Here is a 22,432-nt window from a genome sequence, read left to right as displayed (position 1 = left end):
ATAATAGCCACAACGCCGTTAATTGCCATTATTTACAGTTTCCATCCCGTCACAACGTTACCGATAACACTAGCGTAACATTGCACATTATTAACGTTAACCATTAAACCTATAACGTTAACTATTAACAATAAATAAAAGGAATGGAAACCATGCTAAAGCAATTTAGAAAGCGTGTCGCCTCATCACTTATCGTGGCAAGTATTGCAACACTCTCATCTGCCGCTTGGGCGGCTGATATAGAAAAACTACACTTTATTGTCCCTGGTGGTGCAGGCGGTGGCTGGGATATGACAGCTCGAGGTACAGGTGATGTATTAATGAAAGCGGACCTAGTTGAAAAAGTATCTTTCCAAAACCTATCTGGTGGCGGAGGTGGTAAAGCGATTGCTCATATGATTGAAACCGCAGATCGTCAGCAAGATACGTTGATGGTTAACTCAACACCGATTGTGATCCGTTCATTAACAGGGATCTTTCCGCAGTCATTTCGAGATTTAACACCTGTTGCAACGACCATTGCCGATTATGGTGCAATTGTTGTCGCCGCAGATTCGAAATACCAAAACTGGCAACAAGTTGTCGCTGACTTTAAAGAAAACCCACGAAAAGTAAAAATTGCTGGCGGCTCAGCTCGCGGTAGCATGGATCATCTTATTGTAGCAGCAGCCTTTAAAGGCGAAGGTTTTGATGCCCGTAAAGTACGTTATATTGCTTATGACGCAGGCGGTAAAGCCATGGCTGCCGTGCTATCTGGCGAAACACCATTATTATCAACCGGTTTAGGCGAAGTACTGGAAATGTCGAGAAGTGGTCAAGTACGTATTCTCGCTATTACTGCACCAGAACGTTTAGCCGCAGCGCCAAATGTACCGACTCTTACCGAGATGGGTAACAACACTGTGTTTGCTAACTGGCGTGGTTTCTTTGCTTCACCGGGTATCAGTGAAGAAAAGGTTGCTCTGTGGAACAAAGTACTAAGTAAAATGTACAAAACCGACGAATGGGCAACCGTTCGCGATCGTAATGGCTGGATTGATAACTATAAAGCAGATAAAGACTTCTATGCATTCTTAGAGCAACAAGAACAACAAATGGGTAATTTGATGCGTGAATTAGGCTTCCTAAAATAATCTAATTCATCCTCATCATACAGCCACAGCAATACATTATGTTTCGCTGTGGCTTTCTTTTTAATTGGAGCCCCTATGCAATCAACCCCTTTATCATTATTAAACCGAGATCGGGTGAGTGGATTAATATTTCTGCTTGTCTGTTTAATTTACGGTTACCAGACCACCCAAATTCAGCTTTTTCCTGGCGATGAATATGAAGCCTTTACTGCGCGTACTTTACCCTATTTATTAACAGCCGCCGGGATTATCATGTCGCTGCTACTAATCGTGATGTCACCAGTTACACCCAGTAATAAGAACGCTTGCGAGCAACAAACCGCAAACGAAAGTCGCTTAGATTGGCGCTTACTCACCTCATTTATTATTTTAATGACCGCGTATGGCGTAGGCTTAACTTGGCTCGGATTCGTATTAGCCACCAGCTTATTCTTACTAATTGGATTTTGGCTACTTGGCGAACGTCGAAAAGCGGTCTTGCTTGGTGCTTCATTTCCTTTTGTAACGCTATTTTGGTTACTTCTTACCAAAGTTCTGGATATTTATCTTGAACCTGGTTACCTTTTTTTAAGCTTGTAGGAAGATAATGATGTTAGATGGAATTTTAGCAGGCTTATCCACAGCAATCATGCCAACCAACTTAATGATGGTCATGGTCGGTTGTTTTGTTGGTACTTTTATTGGTATGTTGCCCGGTCTTGGTCCTATTTCAGCAATTGCCCTGATGATCCCGATTACCTATGGTTTAGACCCATCGTCAGGTATGATCTTAATGGCCGGTGTTTATTACGGTGCAATTTTTGGTGGTTCAACCTCATCAATTCTAATCAATGCTCCTGGTTGCTCTTCAACTGTGGTCACCGCATTTGATGGTTACCCAATGGCGAAAAAAGGCCAAGCGGGTAAAGCGCTAGCACTTGCTGCATATGCCTCATTTACTGGCGGTACCTTATCCGCAATTATGCTATTAATCGCGGCTCCCGCCTTAGCAAAAGTGTCATTAAGTTTTCAATCATCTGATTATTTTTCACTTATGCTCGTCGGTTTGTCTGCCGTAGCCGCCTTTGCCGGTAAAGGCCAGGTGCTAAAAGCCTGGATGATGACTATTTTAGGTTTAATGTTATCAACAGTCGGTATCGATAAAGGGATTGGCGTTGAGCGTTTCACCTTTGGTTTAACTGACCTAATGGATGGTTTTAGTTTCTTATTATTAGCTATGGCAACCTTTGCCCTCGGTGAGATTTTGTTCAGTATTTTAAAACCAGACCCTGATACGTCATCAGAAGAGAACAGTGCTTTAGCTGAAATCGGCAGCATGAAAGTGACAAAAGAAGAAATAAAAGAAGTTGCCCCAGTGGCAATTCGATCTTCGATTCTCGGATTTTTTGTCGGGGTATTACCAGGCGCAGGCGCGACGATTGCTGCTTTCTTAAGTTACGGTTTAGAGCGTAATCTAGCACCAAAAGATAAACGCGATGAATTTGGTAAAGGCAGTATTCGTGGTTTAGTGGCGCCAGAATCCGCTAACAATGCCGCATCAAGTGGTTCATTTGTACCGCTATTAACCTTAGGTATTCCAGGTTCTGGGACAACTGCCATTATGCTAGGTGCATTGATATCTTATGGTGTTCAACCTGGTCCACGCTTGTTTGTCGATAATCCTGAAATATTCTGGTCGGTGATCATCTCTATGTACTTCGGTAACGTTGTTTTGATGGTCTTGAATCTACCGCTAATCCCGTATATTTCAAAACTATTAGCCGTGCCAAGAACCGTATTACTGCCGATGATCATTTTCTTCTCAATCACGGGGGTGTATCTGGTTTCATTTAATACTGTTGATGTATTTGTTATGATCATAATAGCAGTAATCGCGATATTTTTAAGGTTAGCGACTTTCCCATTAGCCCCGTTATTACTCGGTTTCATTCTTGGTGGATTAATGGAAGAAAACCTACGCCGTTCATTGATGCTCAGCGATGGTGAGTTAAACTTCTTATGGGAACGGCCTATCACCTTAACGTTCACCGTCATATCAGCGTTAGTACTTGTGACTCCAATACTATTAACGGCATTTAATCGTTATCGTGTTAACAAGGTGAGGTCAGCAGAAGGTTGTCGTTAAATTCGTTTCTAATCGTTCGTTTTTTATAAAAGCAGCGCTTGATGCGCTGTTTTTTCATATAAAGAGTTTTGGATAAAAGCTATCGAGCTTGTTTCCGATAGGTTCTTTCTGGACGTCCTACCGTACCATAATTCAAATCAGCCACTAGCTCACCAGTACTAATCAGATGCTCTAAATAACGTCTTGCCGTTGTCCGACTTGCTCCAATAAATACCCCTGCATTATCCGCGGTGATATCTTTATGTTCAGTAAACAAACCACGTACTTTATCCAAAGTCACACTATCAATACCTTTCGGTAATCGGGATGAAACAGAGCTTTTCACACTCACCGAAATCATTGAATCAACGACCCGCTGATCTAAATCATCTAAAATACCAAATTGATTTTTCTGCTTTAAGTACTTATATAATGACTCTTCTAAGCGTGCAAATATAACGGGTTTTAAAATATAATCAACAACGCCACCACGCATAGCCGCTTGTAGCGTCTCAGCATCACGGTCTGCTGTAATTAGAATCACATCACATTCGTGTTGCTGTTGGCGCAAGTCACGAAGAATATCTAAGCCGTTACCATCCGGTAAATAAACATCCAGCAAAATTAAATCTGGAGTTAACACCTCAAGCAAGGTTTCAGCTTCAGTTTTCGTGGTTGCGATACCAATGACACTTAAGCCCTCTATTTTCATCAAATTTCGGCGGTGGATCTCAGCGATACCCACATCATCTTCAATGATTAACACTTTAATCGCATTAGTTGATGTCATTCGTAATATCCTTATTCGTATATTTTTTTGGTAAATACACCGTCATTCTTGTTCCTTCATTATCTATACTTTTCATCATTAGCTGCCCATAATATTGACTAATGATTTGATCAACAAGGTGCAGTCCCACGCCTCGGTTACTTTCCGATTTGCTTGATACGCCTTGTTTAATTAATTCTTTTTGTGCGATACCTTCTGGTAAACCACAACCGTTATCTTCCACTTCAATGATTATCTCATTGCCAAAATCAGAAATGCTCACTGATACTTTTCTCTCTGATTTTATCGTATTGCTACTGATACAAGCATCAAAGCCATTATCAATAAAGTTACCTAAAATTGTTACAATATCTTCGGCACGAATATGTTCAGGTAAGGTTAACAGCTGTGACCCTTCATCAATCTCTAATAATAACCCTAGCTCCCTAGCCCTTTCACTTTTACCTAACAATACGCCTGCGATCATAGGTTCGTGAATTGCTTCACGTAAGAATTGAATTAAATGTTGATAACGTGCAGTTTCTTGCCCTATCAAGTTTAATACGTCTTCATTTTTACCCAAATGAATAAGGCCGCTAATGGTGTTTAATTTATTACTATGTTCATGCGTTTGCGAGCGTAACAAATCGGAATATTCACGCACCTGTGATAGTTGTTTAGTAAGTTCTGTAATTTCATCTTTAAGACGGAAACTTGATACAGCTCCAACAACCCGTTCATCAACAACAAGCACCAACCTATTCGCCACAATCGCTTGGCCTTTAATCATCATCTCAACATTATATTCGCTGACTTTACTGGTTAAAATTTCCGTTAGATTGTTATCAGGTAATACTTCATCCATTTTGTGGTGCAATACATCCTTGGCCTTCACTTTAAAAATATCGCATGCACTGCGGTTGATTGAGCGTAAGTAACCATTCGCATCAATACTCACAACACCTTCTTTGATAGTACTAAGCGTTACTTCTAGCTCCATATATAAGCGGCCGAACTCTTCGGGCTCAAAGCCAAATATCGCATTCTGAAATTTCTTTGCCGTAAAATTAGAGATTAATGCATTAGTAAACACAACCAACACGACCATAAAAAGAAGGAATACGAGGAAGTGTTCGGCTTTATTTTCGATACTTGTGACTAAATAGCCAACAGATACCACACCGACAATGTTTCCATTGGTATCGATAATTGGGGTTTTACCACGCACGGAACGACCTAACGACCCTTCAGCAACTGACACATAAGATAAGCCTTCTTTTAATGCTTTATCATTATCTTCGCCCTGCATTTTATGGCCGAGGCGATTAGCGATAGGATGTGCATAACGTAAACTGTTTTTATCACCGATCACAATAAATGTAGCATTAATAGATGAGCGTAATAATTCAACTTTGTCTCTGATTAATTCAGGGTTCTTCGCCTCAATCGCCTCAATAACAGAAGGTGACGCGGCTAAAAACTTAGCAATACCGAGTGCTTTATCTCCACTTTCCTGCTCTTCCCAATGCTTCAAATAAGCAAAACCTGCAATCGACAAGATCAATAATTTAATCACACCAGACAAGGTCATAATGAGTAGTAGGCGATGCCTAAAACTCAACTTCTGCCAATTAAACAATACGTTACTTTTCGTTAATGCAATCATGCAAGAAAAACCGACGGTAAAGGAAACATAATGATAACATTAATCCATTTTTATAACTCAAAATTAGCATAAACCGCACTTAAGCCCCCCCGCTCACAGAAATATAATCAAGTTTACAATAACTTAATCGTTATCCCCCACCTCCCCCTCAATATAAATATTTATATTTAACAACACCTTCCGTTAACATATTTATAAAACATGATACTTTGGTACAACCAGTTAATTTATAGAATAAATTTTGTTTCAACTATGCTATAAATCTATAACTCTAACTCAAAAGTATTAAAGGAAAATTATGTCTACAGTTACATTTCAAGGTAATTCAGTTAGTCTTTCAGGTTCATTTGCTGAAAAAGGAACGCAAGCACCGAACTTCACATTATGTGGTGCAGATCTAGCAGACATTACGCTACAAGATTTTGCGGGTAAGAACGTTATCTTAAATATCTTCCCTAGTATCGATACGCCAGTATGTGCGACAAGTGTACGAACTTTTAATATTGAAGCTGCAAGTAAAGAAAATACCGTTGTACTATGTATTTCTGCAGATCTACCATTTGCGACAGGCCGTTTTTGCGAAGTAGAGGGTATTAAAGATGTTAAAACTGCATCTTTCTTCCGTGCTCCAACATTTACAGAAGATTATGGCGTTAATATCAACGAAGGCGCATTAGCTGGTTTAGCGAGTCGTGCAGTTGTTTGCCTAAACAAAGAAGGTCTTGTTGTACACAGTGAATTAGTCAGTGAAATTACTGATGAACCGGACTATGCAGCAGCGTTAGCAGCACTATAGTAAATAACACAAATTTAAACAGCATTGAGCCTGTGCTCAATGCTTATTCTCTTCACCTTTCATCAGCTCTGACTATACTCACGACTCAAATCTTCAATATTAAACCTCATTAGCAATGCTTCTAAACGCTAATTTCTAATAAGGAACAATTAAGTCAACTTAGTACATTTACACTAATTTAACGTTTTTATCCCCACAATTCAGCTATTTAAGGTATCATGACTACAAATAAAAAGACTAAATAAAAAGGCTAAATAAAATGCCTATTAATAAATTAAATATTAAAGTTAAGGAGAAATAAGTAATGAACAAAAGAAACACTCAAGTCATTAATGAAGAAGTTTCATTCGATGTTCAAGATGAATTAGTTTCTACCACAGATACCCGAGGTGTCATTACTTATGCCAATCCCACCTTCTGCCATATTGCGGGTTTTGAACTCGATGAATTAGTCGGTAAAAACCACAATGTCGTACGTCATCCTGATATGCCATCCGCCGCATTTAAAGATCTTTGGACAAATTTACAAGCGGGAAAACCGTGGCGTGGCGCAGTAAAAAACCGCTGTAAAGATGGTCGCTATTATTGGGTTGATGCCTTTGTAACACCAATTCACGAACAAGGTAAATTAGTAGGTTATCAGTCTGTACGTAGAAAATTAGCGCACAAAGATAAGCTTACCGCTGAACAGGCTTATAACAAAATTAATAACGGAAAAAGTTTATTTCAGTGGTATCAGCGTCCACTCTTAAAACCCTTGGCTTTCTTCATTATCAGTGCATTGATCGTGTACATCAGTCAAAATATGCCTTACCTCAGTATTTTATTACCACTACTGCCCTTTATTATTTTCCATAATGAACTGATTACAGTACCGCGTTATTTTGCTATCTTAAAGCAAAATTATGACAGTGTTTCTCGTTATGTATTCTCTGGATTAAAGCCACAAAGTATTGTCGATTTCCAATTAAAAATAGAAGAAGGTAAGATCAAAACTATTTTAGGTCGTGTTGTTGATAGTAGTCGCTCACTTGAAACAGGGGCTGATAACCTCACATCAGCTGCCCACAGAGCGAAAGAAGGTGTTGAACAAGAAACACTTGAGTTACATCAGGTCGCAACAGCTGTCACTGAAATGTCCTCTACAATTTCAGAAGTATCTCAGAATACCTTATTAACATCGCAAAAAGTGCAAATAGCTCATAATGATTGTGAAAGTGCAACGCAAGCGATGTCAGATACAATGATCCAAGTCGGTAAACTCGCCATTGATGTAGCAGAGTCAGCGACATCGGCCAGTATGCTGTCAGAAGAAGCTAAAAAGATTAGCACTATCATGTTAGAAATTCGAGGAATTGCCGACCAAACAAATCTGCTTGCATTAAATGCAGCAATTGAGGCTGCACGCGCGGGTGAACATGGGCGTGGTTTCTCTGTTGTTGCTGATGAGGTTAGAACACTATCGACACGGAGCCATAATGCCACTGAGCAGATCCAAACCTCAATTAACGAAATTCAACAAACGCTTGAACAGTGGTCAATAACGATGCAGCAAGGTAAAGAATCTGCCGAGCTGTGTGTCAATGAATCTAAACGTACACAGTCGATGATGCAAAATGTCTATGAGGCGATCACAGATATTTCAGACCTGGCAATACAAATATCCACAGCCTCAGAAGAACAAAATATGGTGTCGCAAGAAATCAGTCGCAATATCGTCAATATCAGTGATGCTTCACAACACAACCTACAACAAACAGAGTTAGTTGAACGTGAAGCAACCGATATTAACAATAACTCTAAATCACTGGCTGCGTTAGGAGCAACCTTTTAAGCTAATTAAGGTCTATTTCAATGGCTTTTACCGTATAGATTTGAAAAAGGCTGTGCGGTAAAACCGTGAGCAAAAATGCTCATGAGGATGGTAAGCGTCACAACGGCGTAAACAATATCAAAACCACCAATATCACCGACGTTATGCGCCACAATCAACACGTATAAAATAGAAGCAATTCCACGCGGTCCAAACCAAGCAATAAACACACGGCTTGCAAGGTCCAAATTTGTACCTACTAATGAAATAATCACAGGTAACATACGTAATACCGTCAGGCTCAATAATGCATAGATAACCACGTTCACGCTAATATCATGTAATGTTAATGGTACAAACGCTAAACCAAACAAAAAGAAGCTAATCAGAATAAATAACTCCCCTTCGCTTTCTGCAAACTCTTCAATATGTGCTCGCGCTTGTTTACTGGTATTGCCAATATATAAACCCGCAAAAAAAGCAGCAATAAAACCATTACCTAATAATGCTTCGGCAAGATAAAACCCGAGAATGGCAAGGGCTATGGGGATCAAGTTTTGATAGCTTTCTTCAATCCAGTTATGTTCGATTACTTTATTCAATAATTTAGCACCAAGATAACCAACTATACCGCCAACCAACATACCAAAGACGATTTGTTCGGCTACATACCAAATCCAGCTATAGTCATTAGCTTTGGTTAGCCCACTGGTTATCAATGCAACCACAGTTAATACAATGGGAAAAACAATGCCGTCATTTAAGCCACTTTCAACATTGATACTCGAACGGATCATGTTAGGTACTTTCGGATCTGACACCACCGCTTTACCTAAGGCGGCATCCGTAGGTGTAAGCAGTAACGCCAATAGGAGCATATAAATAATCGGTTGGTCTGGGAACAACCATACCGCTACAGCAGTGCCAGCAATAATTGTCAAAGGTAGGCCAATAAAGAGTAATCGTGCAGGTATATGCCATGAACGTCGCAGTAATTTCAGATCTAACAATGCTGCATCACTAAACAACACGAGTACTAACGCGATTTCCACCAGCACAGTGACAAACTCGGCATCCACTTCCACAGCAGTAATACCTAAACCAAACGGCGAGCAGATTAACCCCAATACAGTGAATACCATAGGGCCTGATATATCAAATTGGGCTAGTTTTTTGGATATAAAACCATAGAACAACACGATTAAGGCAATAATCAAAATAACGACATGTTCATCCATGACTAAAACTCCGAGCTAAAGTAAGTTGATTTCTTTCACCATTGCCATCACTTGCTGATACGTTTTGGCATTTAGCTTTGCAGAGCAGCAATAATTTTCAATCACCGCATGCTTACGAATCAATTCGACAAATTCAGGCACTAATATTCGAGAGTACAAAGAAACAAACATGTCTGTATCCGAAGGAGATGACGCGGCAGGAAGTGAAAATAAAGCACCACTCGCATCGATTAATCGATCTTCTGATTCATAATTAGGCAGGCATAAATCGGGGTCATTTTTCCACTCAGTTAACGACTCAACATAAATAAGTTCATCTTCACCGTGATATTTGATCACTGCAGGCCATTTTACCATTTGGGTACTCCTATAGTTTACTATTAGCCCACTGTAGCAGCTTGTTATTAATGTTTCAGTTATAAAATTCAAATGCTTAAGCTTAGTATTCACACTAGCAAAGCGAATATTATCTTTAATCATACTTATGTGCATTAAACTGAGTATAATGGCCTATCATTTACTTGTATATTATACAAATGTGGAAACAACCCAGTTACGAGCAAAGAATAATTTTCGCACCACCATCGATACTATTTTAGATAATATCCATAAGCATGGTTATGCTGTTATCGAAGATGCACTTCCAGAAGGCATTATTGAAAAGTTACTGACTGATTGCCTTGAAAACCAACCTGAATTTAAAGCCGCTGGTATTGGTCGTCAGCAAGACTCACAATTAAACACTCAGATCCGCAAAGATAAAACCTTGTGGTTAACGGGTGAAAGTCCTGCCCAAACTGATTTTATGGCGCTAATGAGCGACCTTAGATTGGAAGTTAATCGTAACTTTTTCTTAGGCTTATTTGATTATGAATGTCATTACGCGAAATATGAAATTGGTGATTTTTATAAAAAACACCTAGATGCGTTTAAAGGTAAATCAAACCGTGTCTTTACCACTGTCTGTTACCTGAACACCCCCGGTGTTGGTGGTGAATTACTCATCTATGCAAAAGATTCAAATGATGTGATCGCACGCGTTGCCCCCAAAACAGGTACCTTGGTGGTATTTGAAAGTGAACGTTTTCCGCATGAAGTACTTGCCGCTGAATCAACACGCTATTCAATTGCGGGTTGGTTTAGAATGAACAATTCAATTGCTGGCACGATAGATCCAACGTCATAAAAACAAAAAGACGAGTGATATTGCGATCTCTCGTCTTTTTATCTATTAGGCAGGTTGTTCATCAACCAGTCATTTAACGCTCACCTTGCACTTCAAAATCATCAGCCGCTAATTGCGCACTGCCATCAGCTTGAATACGCCATTGCTCGTGATGCACCGCACCAAACGCTTTATTCATCGTCCATTTAGCTGTTAACACATAGCTATCATCATTCATCGCTACCCATTCAACGTCTGTGTAATCAACGTCGCTAAAACCTTGATCGATGATACCTTGCCAAAATGTTTGGATCTCTTCACGCCCGGTAAAGGTACCAAACGGACGAGCATGCATAATCGTACCTTCTTCATATTGCGCTGCACAACCTGCTGCGTCTTGATTATTAAAGGCTTTCTGCCATGCTGCTATTCCTGATTTACAGGCTAATAAAATCTGTTCTTGTGTCATCATCTTGCTCCTATTAAGTGTATGAGTGTTACTTTACCGCTATAATTGAAGAATAAAAACAGCACAATCAGGAAACACTGTTAAGATAAATAGAACAATTAAACATAGGTAATAATACACAATGACTAAGCTTAGGAAAATGACGGTATTCATGCACATAGTAAAGCTAGGCTCTATAACCAAAGCTGCAGAAAAACTAGACGTATCTAAATCCGTTGTCAGCCAACATTTGAAACAGCTTGAAGCTGAGCTTGCGGTCACCTTGCTTAAGCGTACAACACGTAAACAAAGCCTCACGCCTGCAGGTGAACATTTCTATCAACAATGTTGCACCATGCATGAACTGGCAGAACAAGCGTGGCAAGACGCCCAGCAATTACAAGTCTCCCCGCAAGGATTAATCAAGATAACAGCACCGCATGCTTTAATGGACCATCTGGTCTTACCCGCATTACATGACGTATTTAATGCTTATCCAAATGTCGAGTTAGAATTAATTAGCCATGATGGCCAGTTAGATCTCATGCAAGAAGGCATCGACATTGCGATACGTGTGGGCGAATCAAAAATAAGCAACCTCAAACAAAAGCGGATTGGCGATTTTAGAGATGTACTCTGTGGTTCCGTGCAAACCATTAATGCTCATCAAACCGATATAGACGCATTAAAACTTGAAGATAACATTGAGTCTGAAACAACAACGCTCTCGCTCATTCGGATAAAGTACGTCGCGAATCACTGGCAAGAAAAATCGATTCTTCATCATTTTAGTCTTAAGAAAAGTAACCTTAAACACCGTAAATCTACAGAAGCTAATAAGCAGCGCTGCGAACTTACCTTTAAAGCCAATCATAAAGCCAACACCCTACCTACTTGCGTAACAATGTTAGAACAAGGATTTGGGGTTGGTATTATTCCAGATTTTATCTTTGCCAAACATACAGATGTGTTAGCTGAACTACTTCCCAACTATCAACTCGATAAAGTGAATGTGTATGCGCTACATTCTTATCAAGCGGCTGTTCCCATTGGCGTAACGATGGCAATAGAAGCTATCGCCAAAAGGCTAGCATAATGGACAACTAAAGCTATGATTTTCATGATGATTTTTTGATGTTTTTTTGATGCTATTTCTATTTACTAACACATTGAATTAAAGGATATTAACCTCTGTTTTTTTTGATGTAACAATTACCCTGCCAGGTTAAGTTCAGAACAACTATCAAGATAGAATAAGCATCATCTTACATATAGGCGATAACGACGATGAGTAAACTTAAGAAAATGACAGTATTTATGTACGTCGTAAAGCTCGGATCAATAACCAAAGCAGCAGAGAAACTCAATGTTTCGAAATCAGTTGTCAGCCAACATCTTAAGCACCTTGAAACCGAACTTGCAGTCACTTTACTTAAGCGTACAACACGTAAACAAAGCCTGACCTCGGCAGGTGAACACTTCTATCAACAATGTTGCACAATGCACGAACTTGCAGAGCAAGCATGGCAAGACGCTCAACAATTACAAATGTCTCCTCAAGGATTAATTAAGATAACAGCACCGCATGCTTTAATGGAACACCTAGTCTTACCCGCATTACACGATGTATTTAGTGCACATCCAGATGTGGAGTTAGAATTAATTAGCCATGATCGTCAGCTAGATTTAATGCAAGAAGGCATTGATATTGCGATACGTGTTGGAGAATCGAATATAAGTAACCTCAAGCAAAAACGGATTGGTGATTTTAGAGATGTACTTTGTGGCTCACTCCAAACCATTAATGCTCATCAAACCGATATAAACGTATTAAAAGTTGAAGATAACATTGAGCCTGAAACAACAATGCTCTCACTCACTCGGATAAAGTATGTCGCGAATCATTGGCAAGAAAAGTCGATTAATCACAACTTGAGTCTTAAGATAAATAACCTTAAACACCGTGAATCTACAGCAACCAATAAGCAGCGCTGTGAACTGAGTTTCAAAACCACCCATAAAGCCAACACCCTACCCACCTGCGTTAACATGTTAGAACAAGGATTTGGTGTTGGTATTATTCCAGACTTTATATTTGCGAAACATAATCATGCATTAGCTGAATTGTTACCTGATTACCAACTTGATAAAGTGAATGTCTATGCATTGCACTCTTATCAAGCTGCAGTACCGATTGGCGTTACTATGGCGATAGAAGCTATTGCTAAGCGGCTTGGGTAATGGTTAAAGCTAAGGTTGAGATTTTTGGCGCAGTGCCGTCACCACTTCGCCACCGATGCCCCAGTTATCGGTATTTACTTCGTCAATCACCACTACGGTCGTTTTCGGGTTTTTCCCCAATACGTCCACCAGCAATTGTGTCGCACCTGCGATTAACTGTGCTTTTTGCTCTTTCGTTACTTGCTCATCGGTGATTTTAATATTGATATACGGCATTTAACAGCTCCTTTGGTAATAACGGTCAGAATTCCATAATCTAACCTTGAAATAACAGACTTCGTTTAATCTCGAAAAAATTACTTATTAAAAATTATTTAAGAACAAAGATATTCGTGCTTGCCCAACTGGCTGTAGCTATGATTGAGGTGATCTCATCCCCGATACTCGCACCAGATAACGTTTTGTGGAACATCGCATTTATATATCCCTGACCACCAATTTTAATTCAGCCTCCATTAAATTATTATCCAATTGTGCGCCTAGCGTTGTGCAAAAGCACGTTAATCCTTCGTAATGCTTATCACAATAGCGGATCTCTGCCATGATTGGTAACGAATTTTCATTATGATAAGCTTGCCGCTGTGCACTGTTTCTCTGTCGCCAAATCATCAAGATGCCAGATCTCGCCATAACGATCTAAAATACCTTTCACCTCGTCTGAAAAATGGCTAAGCACATCCACAAATTGCCGTCGAGCATGACTGACAAGGATGAGATAAACTCGACATCAATTGAGGGTCGATTGCAGGCTCTACGCGGAAATACAAGATCGTTAATTGCTCCTGCTGTTTACCATGACCAAGTGAATCAAAAGTCAGGTGTTGATAAGAATCGTTTTAACGCAAGAGTCGATCATTTATTGGAGTAAAAGCAATATAAGATTGATGTCGATACATTTGAAATATCTTGTAAACCAACAGGAAGATAATCACACCTTGCTTTTGACTAAAGCACTGGCATCGTCAATGGCGGTGCCAGTATTGGTTATTTGTTTATTAAACCCCGTTTAAAATGTCACATCGGTTATTTATTTAGAAATGTCACATTGTTCATCTTCTTAATCCCGAGATGAACTTGCCTTAAACTCTACGTCAGTAAGGTAAATCGGGTTCATCAAACGCTTGGGTGCCTTGCGACTTGCCATTCTTGTACATTTTTTAGTATTGTTCTATTTATCTTAACTGTGTTTTTTTGTTTCTCTGTTTTTACTTTGTAATCATAAAGCTATAGTAAGGCTCATCCCCTTCTTCTTTTAGGTGATACATATGCAATCTTTTTTTACTGGGACTGATTACAACGAAAAAAGTCCTACTTTCCAAACATTAATAGAGGTGTGAAATGGCTTACGAAACGCTAGCAGATAATTTCCAAGACGGAGATGTAATTTACGGTTTAGATTCTCCTCGAAAAGCAGCATTAAAAACACTTGAGAAGCGAAATATAAAGCGAACTAAGCCAATAAAAATGGCCTATAGCTGTGGATTGCTTAACACAAAGAAAACTAAAGATAACATCTTAATTCAAAATGATATTACTAACGCAGTCTGGAATCCGCAATCGCCTAAGGAGTATTCTAGTGATGAAAGTATTAATACTACGTTAGTTGACGGTCAGCGAGGAATTACTTTTAAAGAATTCTTGAAAGAACACTCCAGTTATAATGTTGCCTCTCAATTTGATGTACTAAAAGAATATAAAGAAGCATGGAAACGTACAAGTAAAGCTGGGCTGGAATTCCAGGTTAAATCTAAGGGCATCGTGCATTTTATCCTAACGGATTTAGAGATCAGTGAAGCCATGTCAAAGAAACCGCCACATGGCGACGGTATAACTAGTGCAGAATTGCGTTGGTTATATAGGCATAAGGACGTGCAGGATGTGATTGCTCATGTAAAATTTTATATGGAAGATAAAGAAGTTCTTTTTCAAGAGGTGTTTACTAATCCCGATTTTGAGAGTTATACACCGAGTTCAACATACGGTAGTGACTGGGAACCGCAAATGTCAAGTTTGATTGATCTGGTGAAAAGTTAACGTTGTTGAATAAATAAGAAAACAATCAAACTTTATCCGCTTGTCGAAGTAATAAAAAAGCCAGCATCATTGCATTGATTGAAGAGACCCCATTAAATTGGACATTTTAGTTAAGCGGCTTGTAAGGCCTGATTTCGATATTCTATCGGAGTCAGGCCTTTTAATTTGACCTTGTTAAGTGCACCACTTTGCTTCATATATAACATTGACACTAAAACGACATTCTTGCTGCGAAAAGTAATTCGAGCAAAAATATTTTTACATAAAAAAGATATGAGGAATGACAAATATCATGACTTCTTTCACACTAACGCCTGCTAATATTGATGATGTAAAAAATATAATTGAGACGGCTGACAAGGCTTTAGATCTCTACAACCGAGTTGTAGATACGGTTATTCCATGGACTACATTTGAAAATACAATTAAAGAGATGACGAAATTTCAAACTGACTACAGCTATGAAGCTGCGAAGCTAGTTGGAAATGTAACTGAACTTTTGCTAGACAGTAAGGATAAATACCAAATATCAGTACAAAAAATATATGAATGGTGTGAGTTACTTAATCAAATATTACCAGCATATTTATCCCTATTAAAAGATAGTAATCGTAATGTTGAAGATACAAAAAATATTCTATTAAAAGTTATTGAAAATGGAATTAATAGCATTAATGAAAGCCAATCTTCTCTAGACCAAAGCTCAGCTAGCTTTAACTCTGCTCAGGGGAAACTAGTTGAGCTTAACAATCGACTTGGAATCGATTTTGATACTAATAGTGACTATTTCCAAGTTCAAGTAGACAAAATTAGAACAGAAGCTTACGCAGGTTCTGCAGTAGGCGTTATTGCAGGTCCTATTGGCCTTACGATTGCTTATGCTATAGCTGCGGGTGTTGTTGAAGGAAAATTGATTCCTGAGCTACACAAAAAATTGGGGAGAGTAAAAGAAACCTTTGAAAATTTAAAAGATCTAGTTTCATCAGCAAGTAAAGATATAACAAAAGCTAAAGCGTCACTACAAGAAGAAACCAGAGTTTTGGGAACTCTAAAAGTTAGCGCTGAAAGTGTCGACATGTATCTTAAACTAAATGTACAGCTAGTTACTCTAATAGAGAAAGCTATAAATAATTTGTTAGCGAAGTCAAATGACTATATAAAACGTCATTCAAGTTAATTTTGTTTTATCGGACCCTGTAAATAATTCTGTGTAATTACCATTCACATGGTGTTTCCAAATGGTCTTCAAATTCAATTATAAACCGATTCATCGCTGCTCTCCAACTATGCAACGATGGATTGGTCGTAAAATAATGGTTGAGAGACTGAAAATTGATAGGATAACCGACCATGTCCTGAAATCTTAAAAAATTCACTCGATTTTAGTCAAGTGTTAACTAAGATTACCGTTGAAGCGGTACTGTTAAATACTTTTCACGCTCTGTTTCAATGTAATTTATTAATAACTTGAAAATTTGAATGCTAATTCCAGTTGCATGAACTTTAGTTTTTAAGATGGCTTCTTTTGTCTTGTATCTAGGGCATCATTTGGTCTGCGAGTAATTAAAAGCTGATTACGAAGGCGTGAACCTTAAAAGGGTTTTCATTTGACCATGGCTGAATAATTTCGAGAATTCTGAAATATATGCCATCAGGAATCGATGACTTATATGGGTCATGAGCTTATTTTCATCAACAATACATATATCCGATATTCCGTTTACACTATAAATTTCAACTCTATCTTTCATGACAAAATATGTTATCAATTAAATAATAAATTAAATAGTTCGGTATATCCATACAGTCCAAAAAATCACCCTAAGTCATTATATTGTAAACTTTAATACTATAAACATTCTTTACATTATATATGTTCGAGATAATTAATTTATGCGCGTTCACTCGTGGAATGAATTAATTTTTTATTAGCAAAGTATTGAGTATTAGCAAACCAAACACCAATACTCACCATTGTCATAGCAATGATCAAACTTGCTTTAACAGGTTCATCAAATACAAATAACGCACTCACACCAGCAATAACCGGTACCATCGCCATCATAGTGCCCATGTTCGCCGCACCAATAATCTGCACAGCGCGAACATATAACAGCATCTGTACTATCGTCGCCATGAACCCCTGATAAAAGCTTTGTAATAAAATATCCCCCCACAATCCAGCACTGACTAATTCGAAACTGATATTCTTAGGTAACCAGAGTAAATAAATCGGCATGTAAATGGTGCAAGTGATCATAGCCAGACTTGCGGTAGCTTGCCATGGCGTGATCTGCCAACGACTCAGTAATACTGAAAATATCCCCCAACAAAACGCAGCACCCGCAAGACTTAAATGACCAATCGATAATGTGCCTTGTGCTAAAAATTCTTGTAAAAATAGCACCGCGATACCCGATGTGATCACCACAACACCAAACCACTTACTCCAAGCGTGCTTTTGCTTGTTAACCACAACCGACAAAACAATAATCATCACGGGAATCAAGCCCGGTAATAGCACCGCAGACTGTGAACCGGGTGTCGTTTCGAATCCTTGGAAGGCAAATAACGCATATCCTAGACCACCAAACAGGCTACAAACAATGAACTTAGGTTGCCATAATTTGAACCTAAATTTAAACCACCAAATTGGTAATACCAAAGCCGCACAGGTTGCATAACGAATGGCAATGACATCATACGAAAGCAAGGGACTGATCCCACCCATACGTGATACTAAAATAAACCCCGACCAAATGAGCACGGCCCCGAATGCAGCCAAATAGCCTTGGCGTGTTGAATTATCCATAATCTATTCCTAACTAAGCTTATGAATTAGAGTATAAAAGCAATATACTGTTATTAATAATGAATTATTGTGAATCTATCTTTCTCATTTTGAGAAAGTAATGCGGTTTAACGTGGAGATATAAAGAGTGGAATTGTCTGATCTTACTATTTTTTGTGCTGTAGTCGAAATGGGCGGGATAAGTCCTGCAGCACATGCATTAAATCGTGTACCTTCAAACATTACATCACGAGTCAAAAAATTAGAAGCCGAATTAAATACCGATCTATTCATTCGAGAAAAAAACCGGTTAAGGCCCTCGCCCACAGGTGAACAATTTTTTAATCACGCTAAAGAAATTCTCGCTATGGCTGAGTCTGCGATACTACAAATCAATAATACGACACCATCAGGTAGACTGCGCTTGGGTAGTATCGAAGCTGTCGCAGCATCACGGCTATCTAACGTATTAATGGATTTTCATCAAACCTACACTGAAGTCGAATTAGAAGTAACGACCAGCCCCACAGGCATACTCATCGAACAGATTATTGATGGCCAATTAGACTTAGCACTCGTATCTGATCCTCCTCAAGATCAACGGCTGCAAATAACGCCGGTATTTAGCGAAACCCTGGTACTGGTTTCTAGCTTGCGTAATGAGGATATTAACTCACCATTAGATTTAGGGCATAATCCCACGTTGCTGGGTTTCTCAACCCAATGTGTCTATCGCACACGTTTAGTTAACTGGATAAAACAAGCAGATCTGCACCCCAAAATTGTGGAAATAAACTCCTATACTGCGTTATTAAACTGCGTAACAGCGGGTATGGGGGTGGGTTTTGTGCCAGAAAAGTTATTGACGATATATCCATTTAAAGAAGGTATTAAAACACACCCTTTACCGACCGCGATCGGTACTACAACAACGAATTTAATTTGGCGCAAGGACTCGGTAAAATCAAGTATGGAAGCATTTAAGAACATATTAATGGCAACATCAAACATCTAGTTTAACAATAAGTTTCAGTTACTTATAAGCATCCGACCAGCCACTTAAACAATGATAAATTATTTTATTACTTTATACTGCAATGAAATACTGTGTTTTTCATACTTCAACAAGGACAATCAATGAGCCTGCTGCTTATATCTTTACTTATCATTATCAGCCTATTATTACGTTTATTTAACGTTCATCGCGCCAAGTCAGTCGTATTATGCTGCACAATTTTACTTACAGTGCTTATCAGCATCGGGGTCGTGCCTAAATATTTATTGGATAAATTACAACAAGATTATGTGGCTAAAACCTCGATTCATTGGCAGGAAAATAACGCTATTATCTTACTGGGGGCAGGCCTAGAAAAGGTTGGCGATAATATTGAGCCACCTTTCTATTCTTTTGCAAGAATCTACGAAGCTGCAAGAGTTTACAATGAATGTGTTGACAGTGATCAACAATGTAAAATCATTGTAAGCGGTGGTGATACAAAGAAACTTGGTGATACAGAAGCCGCAGTTTATAAGGAACGCTTAGTTTCTATTGGTATTAATGCCGTTGATATAATCACCGAACCAAACAGTCTTAACACATGGCAGAATGCACAATTCACCAGTGAAATACTCAGAAAAGGTAATTTCGACAACAATGTCTTAGTCTCATCAGGGTTACACATCAAACGTAGTCTATTGTACTTTGAACATTTCGGTGTACATGCGACCCCAATCAGAGCTGATTATATGTCAGCAAATATATCATTCATCCCACTTGGGTATAACTTTGCACTGACTGATTTTGCACTGCACGAATGGATTGGCTTTTGGCGATATGATATTTACAACATGATTGGCGCAAATCAAGAGCGCACGAACGCGGGAGACGCCTAGTTTAGCTTACAAAGTACTAACGAAGGTAACTTAGAACTGATTGAGCCATGCTAGTTACCTTCGTATATTGATTATATTAACTATCGACAGGAGGGCGTGTTGGAATTTTTAATTCAGTCCAAACATGGTGAGCGAAACCCGCTCCCGCTTCTTGATACATGTTATAAACAGGATTCACGCCAAGCGCTCTCAGCTCATCTTCATCACTCTTAAAATGTGCAAGCGCAGCAACTTGGAAACTACAACTGTCCATCTTTTGTAACTGCTCCGCAGCATAGTGATTACCATGATGGTCAGGCATGGCCAATAACACCAGTTTGATGTTGTCAGTCATTTCCAGCTTATTCCAAAAATCCGTGTCCAGTGCATCACCGGTGATAACTCGTCGACCTAATTCAAGATGATTCAAGGTCTTTTGGTTATTGTAATCAAGGCCTAATACCTTACCACCATATTGAGATTGCAATTCATCATACGCACCAGCACCAATTCGGCCCATACCCATCACCAAGATCTCGGCATCACCAAGGGAAACCGGACGATCATCAATATGTAAATCCGTAGTCTGAAAACGCGCTAACTTATCGGTAAAGCGACTATAGATGTCATCAGCATACTTATTAAGCAACGAGGCAATTACAAAACTAAGCGATACCGCAAGTGCTGTAATAATCAGCCAATCTTGTGATAACCAACCTTTATAAGTCGCTAACGCCGCCACAATCAAACCAAACTCACTGTAGTTTGCCAACGAAAATGCCGCAAATAATGATGTACGAGCGCGTAATTTAAATTTCGCCAACGTAAAGAAATATAAGGCTATTTTACCAAACAATAAGACCGCCAAAATACCTGCAACAAACAAGTGATCTACCGTCGGGAGTCCACCTAACCCTATGCTGAGGAAGAAACAAACAAGTAGCATCTCTTTCATATTAAACAAAGACTTTGCCATCTGTTTGGCACTGGGGTGACCCGCTAACAACATACCGGCAATCAACGCACCCAAATCAGCTTTCATACCTACCGATTCAAACAACCCAGCGCCAAGCACAAGCGAAAGGAAAATACCGTACAGAACCAACAATTCACCGTGGCCGACTCTGTCTAACAATTTAAACAACAGTGGTCTAATTAACGGTAATGCTAATAAAATAACAGCAAACAGCGACGGAATCTTACCGACTGAGACAGTTAAAAATACCACGGCAAAGATATCTTGCATGATCAAAATACCAATCGCGATACGACCATATAACGAGTTTGTTTCACTCTTTTCTTCTAGGATTTTCACTGCAAATACAGTACTTGAAAAACTTAATGTAAATGCGACAAGCACCAGTGAAAAGGTATCGAGGTTAGTAAAAAAAGTTAAACCAACTTGTTTTAAGATAAATAAAACGACTGCATAAAAAGCAATACTGGCAAAAATATGCACACTTGCCCCACCCCATACCTCGGCTTTAAACAAAGTACGTATATCTAACTTTAAGCCAATCGAAAACAAGAGCAAGGTAACACCGAGATCTGCAAATGTCTGCAAACCTTCAGTCGCTTCAAAACCATAAAAATTAAGCGCAAAACCCGCTAATAGGAAACCAACCATAGGTGGTAATCCGGTAAGATTAACAAGCATACCAAAACTGAATGCAGTGGCGATAAAGAGTAAAAGAGTAGTATCCATTAACGAGACCTATATAAGCTGGACTTAGCGCCTATACCCTCGACATGATAACCGTGAGCATGATTAGCGATAATATTTATTGGTTAAATTAAAGCAGTAAATTAGCTTGCTAATTTTAAGATAATTAATGACATAGAACAATCTCTTTATACCACTTAGGTATTAAATTTATATTACATATCACTCATATTTATATCTGAGCCATCAAACTAATATAACACAGATCGAATATAACATTTGACACATATAACAATTGACGCATACACTAATCACATAACAAAAAACATATATGAGTACACAATATGGAACCGACACAACTTTTTAAAATTCTTTCTGACGAAACTCGTCTAAGAATATTAATGTTAATTGATATTGAAAAAGAGCTTTGCGTATGTGAATTAATCTCAGCCGTGACAGCCAGTCAGCCCAGCATTTCTCGTAATTTATCTCAACTCCGTAAGTCTGGTTTATTAATTGATAGAAAGTATAAACAATGGGTGTTCTATGCAATTAACCCAGAATTACCTGAATGGCAAAAAACCATTATAGATCTTAGCACACAACAAAATGGCAGCTTAATAAGTACTGATATACAACGACTAAACGGTATGGGTAAACGCCCAGAAAGAACACAACAACACTGCGGGTAAGAACGAA

General features: G+C 38.8%; 22 protein-coding genes. 14 read left to right on the top strand and 8 right to left on the bottom strand.

The window, feature by feature from the left end; all coding sequences use genetic code 11:
• Positions 1-152: 152 nt before the first annotated feature.
• The 3 genes from HWV01_RS07285 to HWV01_RS07275 all read left to right on the top strand — a co-directional run bounded on the left by HWV01_RS07285 (position 153) and on the right by HWV01_RS07275 (position 3,258).
• A complete protein-coding gene (locus HWV01_RS07285) occupies positions 153-1,133 on the top strand; it encodes a tripartite tricarboxylate transporter substrate binding protein (RefSeq protein WP_211674752.1) in 981 nt (326 codons plus the stop codon).
• A gap of 75 nt (positions 1,134-1,208) precedes the next feature.
• Entirely contained in the window at positions 1,209-1,712 is a 504-nt protein-coding gene (locus HWV01_RS07280; RefSeq protein WP_211674751.1) for a tripartite tricarboxylate transporter TctB family protein, read from the top strand.
• Positions 1,713-1,722: 10 nt separating this feature from the next.
• Positions 1,723-3,258 (top strand): tripartite tricarboxylate transporter permease, encoded by a 1,536-nt coding sequence (locus tag HWV01_RS07275; RefSeq protein WP_211675726.1) that lies wholly within the window; start codon positions 1,723-1,725, stop codon positions 3,256-3,258.
• 79 nt (positions 3,259-3,337) lie between these two features.
• Here the strand turns inward: HWV01_RS07275 and HWV01_RS07270 are convergent, their stop codons facing one another.
• Both HWV01_RS07270 and HWV01_RS07265 read right to left on the bottom strand, forming a co-directional pair.
• Positions 3,338-4,027: a response regulator gene (locus HWV01_RS07270; RefSeq protein WP_045110978.1), complete on the bottom strand. Its 690-nt coding sequence runs from the start codon at positions 4,025-4,027 to the stop codon at positions 3,338-3,340.
• Complete coding sequence (locus tag HWV01_RS07265; RefSeq protein ID WP_249185471.1) at positions 4,014-5,672, bottom strand: sensor histidine kinase; 1,659 nt, start codon at positions 5,670-5,672, stop codon at positions 4,014-4,016. Before HWV01_RS07265 ends, HWV01_RS07270 begins: the two co-directional genes overlap by 14 nt.
• Before the next feature lie 298 nt (positions 5,673-5,970).
• Here HWV01_RS07265 and tpx point away from each other — a divergent pair, with 298 nt between their 5' ends.
• Together tpx and HWV01_RS07255 are read left to right on the top strand one after the other, a co-directional pair.
• Positions 5,971-6,468, top strand: a complete 498-nt coding sequence (gene tpx, locus HWV01_RS07260; protein WP_211674750.1) for a thiol peroxidase — start codon at positions 5,971-5,973, stop codon at positions 6,466-6,468.
• A gap of 304 nt (positions 6,469-6,772) precedes the next feature.
• The gene (locus tag HWV01_RS07255) at positions 6,773-8,302 is read left to right on the top strand and encodes a methyl-accepting chemotaxis protein (RefSeq protein WP_211674749.1); all 1,530 of its coding nucleotides are present in this window, start codon (positions 6,773-6,775) and stop codon (positions 8,300-8,302) included.
• 17 nt (positions 8,303-8,319) lie between these two features.
• Here the strand turns inward: HWV01_RS07255 and HWV01_RS07250 are convergent, their stop codons facing one another.
• Together HWV01_RS07250 and HWV01_RS07245 are read right to left on the bottom strand one after the other, a co-directional pair.
• Positions 8,320-9,519, bottom strand: a complete 1,200-nt coding sequence (locus tag HWV01_RS07250; RefSeq protein WP_211674748.1) for a sodium:proton antiporter — start codon at positions 9,517-9,519, stop codon at positions 8,320-8,322.
• 15 nt (positions 9,520-9,534) lie between these two features.
• Positions 9,535-9,876 carry a DUF4144 family protein gene (locus HWV01_RS07245; RefSeq protein WP_211674747.1) on the bottom strand — a complete coding sequence of 114 codons (342 nt, stop codon included), beginning with the start codon at positions 9,874-9,876 and terminating at the stop codon, positions 9,535-9,537.
• Between the two features lie 148 nt (positions 9,877-10,024).
• On the opposite strand from HWV01_RS07245, the gene HWV01_RS07240 reads away from it, so the two are divergent.
• Positions 10,025-10,705: a 2OG-Fe(II) oxygenase gene (locus HWV01_RS07240; RefSeq protein ID WP_211674746.1), complete on the top strand. Its 681-nt coding sequence runs from the start codon at positions 10,025-10,027 to the stop codon at positions 10,703-10,705.
• A 73-nt stretch (positions 10,706-10,778) separates the two neighbouring features.
• On the opposite strand, the gene HWV01_RS07235 is transcribed toward HWV01_RS07240, so the two are convergent.
• Positions 10,779-11,153 (bottom strand): nuclear transport factor 2 family protein, encoded by a 375-nt coding sequence (locus HWV01_RS07235; RefSeq protein WP_211675722.1) that lies wholly within the window; start codon positions 11,151-11,153, stop codon positions 10,779-10,781.
• A gap of 121 nt (positions 11,154-11,274) precedes the next feature.
• Between HWV01_RS07235 and HWV01_RS07230 the strand changes: the two genes are divergently transcribed.
• Positions 11,275-12,228 (top strand): LysR family transcriptional regulator, encoded by a 954-nt coding sequence (locus HWV01_RS07230; RefSeq protein WP_211674745.1) that lies wholly within the window; start codon positions 11,275-11,277, stop codon positions 12,226-12,228.
• Between the two features lie 191 nt (positions 12,229-12,419).
• A complete protein-coding gene (locus HWV01_RS07225) occupies positions 12,420-13,373 on the top strand; it encodes a LysR family transcriptional regulator (RefSeq protein WP_211674744.1) in 954 nt (317 codons plus the stop codon).
• 9 nt (positions 13,374-13,382) lie between these two features.
• Here the strand turns inward: HWV01_RS07225 and HWV01_RS07220 are convergent, their stop codons facing one another.
• Entirely contained in the window at positions 13,383-13,589 is a 207-nt protein-coding gene (locus tag HWV01_RS07220; protein ID WP_211674743.1) for a 2-hydroxymuconate tautomerase family protein, read from the bottom strand.
• A gap of 481 nt (positions 13,590-14,070) precedes the next feature.
• Here HWV01_RS07220 and HWV01_RS07215 point away from each other — a divergent pair, with 481 nt between their 5' ends.
• From HWV01_RS07215 to HWV01_RS07205, 3 genes are all read left to right on the top strand, one after another.
• Complete coding sequence (locus HWV01_RS07215) at positions 14,071-14,241, top strand: hypothetical protein (protein ID WP_211674742.1); 171 nt, start codon at positions 14,071-14,073, stop codon at positions 14,239-14,241.
• 470 nt (positions 14,242-14,711) lie between these two features.
• Positions 14,712-15,407, top strand: a complete 696-nt coding sequence (locus tag HWV01_RS07210; RefSeq protein WP_211674741.1) for a hypothetical protein — start codon at positions 14,712-14,714, stop codon at positions 15,405-15,407.
• Between the two features lie 280 nt (positions 15,408-15,687).
• Entirely contained in the window at positions 15,688-16,584 is an 897-nt protein-coding gene (locus HWV01_RS07205; RefSeq protein ID WP_211674740.1) for a hemolysin E, read from the top strand.
• Positions 16,585-17,298: 714 nt separating this feature from the next.
• On the opposite strand, the gene HWV01_RS07200 is transcribed toward HWV01_RS07205, so the two are convergent.
• Entirely contained in the window at positions 17,299-18,219 is a 921-nt protein-coding gene (locus HWV01_RS07200) for a DMT family transporter (protein WP_211674739.1), read from the bottom strand.
• A 127-nt stretch (positions 18,220-18,346) separates the two neighbouring features.
• Here HWV01_RS07200 and HWV01_RS07195 point away from each other — a divergent pair, with 127 nt between their 5' ends.
• Positions 18,347-19,213, top strand: coding sequence for a LysR family transcriptional regulator (locus tag HWV01_RS07195; protein ID WP_211674738.1), 867 nt, complete (start codon positions 18,347-18,349; stop codon positions 19,211-19,213).
• 122 nt (positions 19,214-19,335) lie between these two features.
• On the top strand, positions 19,336-20,091 hold the full coding sequence (locus HWV01_RS07190) for a YdcF family protein (RefSeq protein WP_211674737.1): 756 nt from the start codon (positions 19,336-19,338) through the stop codon (positions 20,089-20,091).
• Positions 20,092-20,167: 76 nt separating this feature from the next.
• Here HWV01_RS07190 and HWV01_RS07185 read toward each other — a convergent pair whose 3' ends face one another.
• Positions 20,168-21,775, bottom strand: a complete 1,608-nt coding sequence (locus HWV01_RS07185; protein WP_211674736.1) for a cation:proton antiporter — start codon at positions 21,773-21,775, stop codon at positions 20,168-20,170.
• A 302-nt stretch (positions 21,776-22,077) separates the two neighbouring features.
• Here HWV01_RS07185 and HWV01_RS07180 point away from each other — a divergent pair, with 302 nt between their 5' ends.
• Entirely contained in the window at positions 22,078-22,425 is a 348-nt protein-coding gene (locus tag HWV01_RS07180) for a metalloregulator ArsR/SmtB family transcription factor (protein ID WP_211674735.1), read from the top strand.
• Positions 22,426-22,432 lie beyond the last annotated feature (7 nt).

Origin of the sequence: Moritella sp. 5 (genome assembly GCF_018219455.1) — a bacterium.
GTDB lineage: Bacteria > Pseudomonadota > Gammaproteobacteria > Enterobacterales > Moritellaceae > Moritella.
The sequence above is the reverse complement of the archived record's forward strand: the minus strand, read 5'-3'. Positions and strand labels throughout refer to the sequence as shown.

What these genes read in the sequence shown, in the direction of transcription:
- HWV01_RS07240 (WP_211674746.1), top strand. Translation starts at nt 10,025, where the DNA reads ATGGCCTATCATTTACTTGTATATTATACAAATGTGGAAACAACCCAG.
- HWV01_RS07210 (WP_211674741.1), top strand. Translation starts at nt 14,712, where the DNA reads ATGGCTTACGAAACGCTAGCAGATAATTTCCAAGACGGAGATGTAATT.
- HWV01_RS07230 (WP_211674745.1), top strand. Translation starts at nt 11,275, where the DNA reads ATGACTAAGCTTAGGAAAATGACGGTATTCATGCACATAGTAAAGCTA.
- HWV01_RS07250 (WP_211674748.1), bottom strand. Translation starts at nt 9,519, where the DNA reads ATGGATGAACATGTCGTTATTTTGATTATTGCCTTAATCGTGTTGTTC.
- HWV01_RS07190 (WP_211674737.1), top strand. Translation starts at nt 19,336, where the DNA reads ATGAGCCTGCTGCTTATATCTTTACTTATCATTATCAGCCTATTATTA.
- HWV01_RS07280 (WP_211674751.1), top strand. Translation starts at nt 1,209, where the DNA reads ATGCAATCAACCCCTTTATCATTATTAAACCGAGATCGGGTGAGTGGA.
- HWV01_RS07205 (WP_211674740.1), top strand. Translation starts at nt 15,688, where the DNA reads ATGACAAATATCATGACTTCTTTCACACTAACGCCTGCTAATATTGAT.
- HWV01_RS07215 (WP_211674742.1), top strand. Translation starts at nt 14,071, where the DNA reads ATGACTGACAAGGATGAGATAAACTCGACATCAATTGAGGGTCGATTG.
- HWV01_RS07180 (WP_211674735.1), top strand. Translation starts at nt 22,078, where the DNA reads ATGGAACCGACACAACTTTTTAAAATTCTTTCTGACGAAACTCGTCTA.
- HWV01_RS07275 (WP_211675726.1), top strand. Translation starts at nt 1,723, where the DNA reads ATGTTAGATGGAATTTTAGCAGGCTTATCCACAGCAATCATGCCAACC.
- tpx (WP_211674750.1), top strand. Translation starts at nt 5,971, where the DNA reads ATGTCTACAGTTACATTTCAAGGTAATTCAGTTAGTCTTTCAGGTTCA.
- HWV01_RS07245 (WP_211674747.1), bottom strand. Translation starts at nt 9,876, where the DNA reads ATGGTAAAATGGCCTGCAGTGATCAAATATCACGGTGAAGATGAACTT.
- HWV01_RS07185 (WP_211674736.1), bottom strand. Translation starts at nt 21,775, where the DNA reads ATGGATACTACTCTTTTACTCTTTATCGCCACTGCATTCAGTTTTGGT.
- HWV01_RS07270 (WP_045110978.1), bottom strand. Translation starts at nt 4,027, where the DNA reads ATGACATCAACTAATGCGATTAAAGTGTTAATCATTGAAGATGATGTG.
- HWV01_RS07220 (WP_211674743.1), bottom strand. Translation starts at nt 13,589, where the DNA reads ATGCCGTATATCAATATTAAAATCACCGATGAGCAAGTAACGAAAGAG.
- HWV01_RS07285 (WP_211674752.1), top strand. Translation starts at nt 153, where the DNA reads ATGCTAAAGCAATTTAGAAAGCGTGTCGCCTCATCACTTATCGTGGCA.
- HWV01_RS07200 (WP_211674739.1), bottom strand. Translation starts at nt 18,219, where the DNA reads ATGGATAATTCAACACGCCAAGGCTATTTGGCTGCATTCGGGGCCGTG.
- HWV01_RS07225 (WP_211674744.1), top strand. Translation starts at nt 12,420, where the DNA reads ATGAGTAAACTTAAGAAAATGACAGTATTTATGTACGTCGTAAAGCTC.
- HWV01_RS07235 (WP_211675722.1), bottom strand. Translation starts at nt 11,153, where the DNA reads ATGACACAAGAACAGATTTTATTAGCCTGTAAATCAGGAATAGCAGCA.
- HWV01_RS07255 (WP_211674749.1), top strand. Translation starts at nt 6,773, where the DNA reads ATGAACAAAAGAAACACTCAAGTCATTAATGAAGAAGTTTCATTCGAT.
- HWV01_RS07265 (WP_249185471.1), bottom strand. Translation starts at nt 5,672, where the DNA reads ATGATTGCATTAACGAAAAGTAACGTATTGTTTAATTGGCAGAAGTTG.